The organism is Burkholderia sp. E168m23 (assembly GCF_016586125.1).
GTDB classification, from domain to species: domain Bacteria; phylum Pseudomonadota; class Gammaproteobacteria; order Burkholderiales; family Burkholderiaceae; genus Burkholderia; species Burkholderia orbicola.
Genome location: NZ_BCPP01000690.1, coordinates 1 through 3,917, shown reverse-complemented (window position 1 = coordinate 3,917; position 3,917 = coordinate 1). Strand labels below are relative to the sequence as shown.

General features: G+C 66.5%; 7 protein-coding genes. 1 reads left to right on the top strand and 6 read right to left on the bottom strand.

Annotated features, from left to right (window positions below):
* The coding region (locus JMF90_RS27585; protein WP_305790760.1) for a transketolase C-terminal domain-containing protein at positions 1-275 on the top strand (275 nt) is incomplete at its 5' end.
* A gap of 131 nt (positions 276-406) precedes the next feature.
* On the opposite strand, the gene JMF90_RS27580 is transcribed toward JMF90_RS27585, so the two are convergent.
* The 6 genes from JMF90_RS27580 to JMF90_RS27555 all read right to left on the bottom strand — a co-directional run.
* Entirely contained in the window at positions 407-703 is a 297-nt protein-coding gene (locus JMF90_RS27580; protein ID WP_011549816.1) for a hypothetical protein, read from the bottom strand.
* Positions 704-871: 168 nt separating this feature from the next.
* On the bottom strand, positions 872-1,297 hold the full coding sequence (locus tag JMF90_RS27575; RefSeq protein ID WP_041489578.1) for an Hsp20/alpha crystallin family protein: 426 nt from the start codon (positions 1,295-1,297) through the stop codon (positions 872-874).
* Positions 1,298-1,333: 36 nt separating this feature from the next.
* On the bottom strand, positions 1,334-1,777 hold the full coding sequence (locus JMF90_RS27570) for an Hsp20/alpha crystallin family protein (RefSeq protein ID WP_011549814.1): 444 nt from the start codon (positions 1,775-1,777) through the stop codon (positions 1,334-1,336).
* Between the two features lie 369 nt (positions 1,778-2,146).
* Positions 2,147-2,338: a hypothetical protein gene (locus tag JMF90_RS27565; protein ID WP_027810892.1), complete on the bottom strand. Its 192-nt coding sequence runs from the start codon at positions 2,336-2,338 to the stop codon at positions 2,147-2,149.
* A 172-nt stretch (positions 2,339-2,510) separates the two neighbouring features.
* Entirely contained in the window at positions 2,511-3,527 is a 1,017-nt protein-coding gene (gene rfbB / locus JMF90_RS27560; protein WP_011695037.1) for a dTDP-glucose 4,6-dehydratase, read from the bottom strand.
* A partial coding sequence (locus JMF90_RS27555) for a sugar nucleotide-binding protein (protein WP_201325672.1) occupies positions 3,524-3,917 on the bottom strand: 394 nt, incomplete at its 5' end. The genes JMF90_RS27555 and rfbB, both read right to left, overlap by 4 nt.

The following is a 3,917-nucleotide window of genomic DNA, read 5'->3' as shown; positions in this document are numbered from 1 at the left end:
ACGTACCGACGATCAAGCCGCTCGATACGGCGACCCTCGTCCGCGAGGCCGCACGGAAAGGGCGCATGGTCGTCGTCGCGGAGAACCATACGGTGATCGGCGGGCTCGGCGAAGCGGTCGCGACCGCGTTGCTCGGGGCCGGGGTGACGGTGCCGTTCCGGCAGATCGCGCTGCCGGACGCGTACCTCGCCGCGGGCGCGCTGCCGACGTTGCATGAGCGCTACGGGATCTCGGCTGGCGCGATGCGCGCGAATATCCGGTCGTGGCTCGGGTGACGATCACCGGGCCGTCACATACCGGTGCGTGGCGGATTGCGCGTCGGTGATCGACCCGGCTGCCTGCGCACGGCGAACCCATTCGCCTGGCGTGGCCGCCGGGCCGTCACTGGTCGCAAGCGCGATCTAGATCACGCTTGCCGTCGTGCACGCGGTACGCTGTCTGAATCGCGGCGCGGCCCGGTGCGATTTCGTCTGACGTACCGGTCCGACACGACGGCCCGTCGCTGAATCCACGCAAGCGCGAGTTCGAGCGCCTGGTCGCTGGCTTCGCGGGTATCGGCGAAGTCGCCGTCGACGCCGAGCGTCCGGGTTTCACCGTCGCGATCCGTGAGGATCGCCGCCGCCGAATAGCGGCCCGTCTCCGTGTCGGTCACCACGGCCCGGACCGTATATCCACCATGTTCGATCGTCCTGTTGGTATGCATCGGATGCCTCCTGCAGGGAAATGCGACAGGTGTGTCGACGCGCTGGCGCCGCCGCGCAAGCGGGGCGCCAGCCCTTCACGCCGCGAGCGTGAGCGCGGGATGCCCACATCCGGCGTACGAAGCGTTGCGGATCGCGCCGGGGCGATCACACGCACCCGGCGCGTCCACTCACCCCGCCACCACCTGAATCCGCCGCGGCTTCGCTTCTTCACGCCGCGGGATACTCAGTTTCAGCACGCCGTCGCGCAGTTGCGCGTCGATGCGCGACACGTCGAAATCCGGGCTGAGCGTGAAGGCGCGCGAGAAGTGCGGATGCTGCACTTCGCCGTGCTGCAGACGCAAACCCGGTGGCGTCGGAATGACGGCCTCCGCTTCGATGGCGAGGCTGCCGTCGTGCACGCGGACGTCGAGCTTGTCGCGCGGTACGCCCGGCAGGTCCGCGTACAACGTGATGCCGTGCGCATCCTCGACGATGTCGACGGCGGGCGCAATCCGCGTGCGCGGCGTGTCGCGCTGAGCCGCTTCGCGGTTCGTCACGGCCGTTCGCGTCTCGGCCGGACGGGTGGTCAGTTCGGTCGTGTTCGTGTCACTCATGATGTCCTCCGTCATGCGTTCGTGACGTCGTACTGTTTACTGGACGGTAATCGCCCGCGGCTTCGAGGCTTCCGACTTGCCGACGCTGATCGTCAGGCAGCCGTTCGCATAGCGGGCCTCGATCTTGTCGGGGTCCGCATGCTGCGGTAGCTCGACCACGCGGCGGAACGTGCCCATGAAACGCTCGTTCGCGTAGATGCGCCGCTCGTCGTCGGTCGCGCCGTCGTCCGGGGGTGTGCGCTCGCCGCTGATCGTCAGCAGCCGGCGATCGACGGAGATGTCGATCTTCGCGGGGTCGAGACCCGGCGCGAACGCGACGATCTCGATCGTGTCGTCGGTGCTGCCGATATTGAGCGGTGGGAACGTACCGGGCCGCGGTGCGCGCAGGCTGGCCGGAAAGCCCGTGAACGCGCTGGCCATCTGCCGTTGCAGGCGGTCGAATTCCGCCAGCAGATCAGTGGGGAAGAAGATATCGCTCATGATTGGCTCCTGTTGCCCTGTGCGAAGGGACGAACCGGACCACGCGCTCCAGTTCGTCCATCCGCGACAGGGTCGCTGACTAACAAATCGAAACACGCAGCGCGTCAACCGCGACTGCCTTGAGCGATACCTAAAATAGGATACGTCGAGTGAATTTCAAGGGGGAGGGCGACGGCATTCTGTCGATACGTGCGGGTGCCCTGGAGGAGACTCATCGTCGGGGCGACGGCATGATCGGCGTCGCGATGGCGGGGGCCGACATGTCCGGCGCTGCGCGGATCAAAGCACGGCGATAGAAGGCGGAATTTGCAACGGCACGCTGGAAAAGACGCGGCGGCGTACCTGCGCCGTCGCGTCGCGTCCATCGGTTCAGCGCGACGGCCCGGACGGCGGCTTCACTTCGGACAAGTCGTCCTCGCGAACCTCGGCCTGACGCACCGTGGTGCCGTCGTCGCCGGTTTCCGAAATATCGGTTTCGAAGGTCTGCTGCCCATCGTCGCGTTTCTCCGCGGGCTTCTCGTTACCTGTCTGCTTGTCTGCCTGTGGCTGTTGACGTGTCATCTTGCTCTCCTTGGTCGCAACCTGGGATGTTGCGCACGTTGCAGGTGAGCAAGGCGCGGGCCGCGTGAAACTTTCAAATAGAAAGGTTCACGCGACACCGTCAGCGACCACGGCTTGCCGATTGACCTCGGCCCTCGGCACGGCGCAACGTACACCGGATGAGCGCGGCCGCCTATAGATACCAATCCAGCGTCTTCACGATCCCCGTTTCGAAGCTCTCCGCCGGCCGCCATTGCAGTTCGCGAGCGAGCTTCCCCGCATCGATCGCATACCGCCGGTCGTGACCGGCGCGATCGGTGACGAACCGGACGAGCCGCGCATGCGGCGCGTGTTCGGGCCGTCGCGCGTCGAGCAGCGTACAGATCAGCGCGACGATGTCGACATTGCGCCATTCGTTGCAGCCGCCGACGGTGTAGGTCTCGCCGATCGTCCCGCGCCGGATGACCGCGTCGATCGCGCGGCAATGGTCGTCGACGTACAGCCAGTCGCGCACGTTCGCTCCGTCGCCGTACACGGGGATGTCGGTGCCTTCGACGCAATGACGGATCACGGTCGGAATGAACTTTTCGCCGTGCTGGCGCGGCCCGTAATTGTTCGAGCAGTTCGTCGTGGTGACGGGCAGGCCGTACGTATGGAAATACGCTCGCACGAGGTGATCCGAGCTTGCCTTGGTGGCCGAGTACGGAGAATTCGGCGCATACGGCGTCGTTTCGCAAAACGGCGGGTCGTCGGGGCCCAGCGAACCGTACACCTCGTCGGTGCCGATATGGTGAAAGCGCCGTCGCGCGTGGGCGTCGGCCCGGCCGAGTTTCTGATCGTTCAGCCAGATCTGGCGGCACGCATCGAGCAGCGTCCACGTGCCGAGCACGTTCGTGCGGACGAACTCGCCGGGACCGTCGATCGAGCGGTCGACGTGGCTTTCGGCCGCGAAGTGGACGACGGTGTCGATCGCATGGTCGCGCAGCAGCGACTCGACGAGCGGTCGGTCGCAGATGTCGCCGAGGACGAAGCGATGCCGATCGGCACCCGGCAGGTCGTCGCCGAGATTGTCGAGGCTGCCCGCATAGGTCAGCAGATCCAGCGTGGTGACGCTGACCTGCGGGTCGCTTTCGAGCAGATGACGCACAAAATTGGCGCCGATGAAACCGGCACCGCCCGTCACGAGAACATGTTTCGGTCGATAGCTCATGGGTTTCGCTTCCAGGTGGCAAACACGTCGGTTAGACCCGCGATCCACGAAGGCGATTCGACCCCGAAGTGTTCTCGCAGGAGGCTGCAGTCGAGCGCGGAATTCGCCGGTCTCGGCGCAGGCAACGGATAGGCGTCGGTCCGGATCGGCCGGACCAGCGGCACGCGGTCGATGAGGCCGGTGCGCCGCGCCTCGGTGAAGATCGTTTCGGCGAAGCCGTGCCACGTGGTCACGGGCGTGCCGCACAGGTGATAGGTGCCCCAGCGCAGCGCTTCACCGGCCCGGTAGCGCGCCGCGATCGTCAGCAGCGCGTCGGCGATCGCGCCGGCATGCGTCGGGCCGCCGTACTGATCGGCGACGACGCCGACGACCTCGCGCTCGCGCGCCAGG

Excerpts from the sequence above, each read along its gene's own strand:
- JMF90_RS27580 (WP_011549816.1), bottom strand. The coding sequence starts at position 703 with ATGCATACCAACAGGACGATCGAACATGGTGGATATACGGTCCGGGCC.
- JMF90_RS27570 (WP_011549814.1), bottom strand. The coding sequence starts at position 1,777 with ATGAGCGATATCTTCTTCCCCACTGATCTGCTGGCGGAATTCGACCGC.
- rfbB (WP_011695037.1), bottom strand. The coding sequence starts at position 3,527 with ATGAGCTATCGACCGAAACATGTTCTCGTGACGGGCGGTGCCGGTTTC.
- JMF90_RS27565 (WP_027810892.1), bottom strand. The coding sequence starts at position 2,338 with ATGACACGTCAACAGCCACAGGCAGACAAGCAGACAGGTAACGAGAAG.
- JMF90_RS27575 (WP_041489578.1), bottom strand. The coding sequence starts at position 1,297 with ATGAGTGACACGAACACGACCGAACTGACCACCCGTCCGGCCGAGACG.